The sequence below is a fragment of the Streptomyces hilarionis genome, assembly GCF_024539675.1.
GTDB classification, from domain to species: Bacteria; Actinomycetota; Actinomycetes; order Streptomycetales; family Streptomycetaceae; genus Streptomyces; species Streptomyces hilarionis.
The window spans coordinates 1-452 of the sequence record NZ_JAHHIT010000441.1 but is presented as its reverse complement, the minus strand read 5'-3'; the positions used below and the strand labels follow the sequence as shown (position 1 = coordinate 452).

At 75.0% G+C, this 452-nt stretch carries 1 pseudogene; it reads right to left on the bottom strand.

Annotated features, from left to right (window positions below):
- A pseudogene (locus KMS84_RS39040) lies at nt 1-452 on the bottom strand (hypothetical protein); the annotation flags it as partial.

The following is a 452-nucleotide window of genomic DNA, read 5'->3' as shown; positions in this document are numbered from 1 at the left end:
CGGTGACCGACGGTCAGGGGCTGGTCGGCGACGTGGCAGACGGTGGCCTCGACGTCCTGGGTGGTGGCCGGGGCGTCGTCGGTGGGCACGATCAGGTCGCCGCGCGAGACGTCGATGTCGTCGGCGAGCAGGAGCGTCACCGACTGCGGGGCCCGGGCGCTGCCGACGCGCTCGCCGAGCAGGTCGATGCCGGTGACCGTGGTGGTGCGGCCGCCGGGCAGGACGGTGACCGGCTCGCCGACGCGGAAGACGCCGGCGGCGATCTGGCCGGCGTATCCCCGGTAGTCGGGGTGCTCGGCGGTCTGGGGCCGGATCACGTACTGCACGGGCAGCCGGGCCGGGCGCCGCCCCTCCCGGTCGTGGCCGACGGGCACGGTCTCGAGGTGTTCGAGGAAGGTGGGGCCGCCGTACCAGTCCATGTGGGCGGAGGGGTCCACCACGTTGTCTCCGGC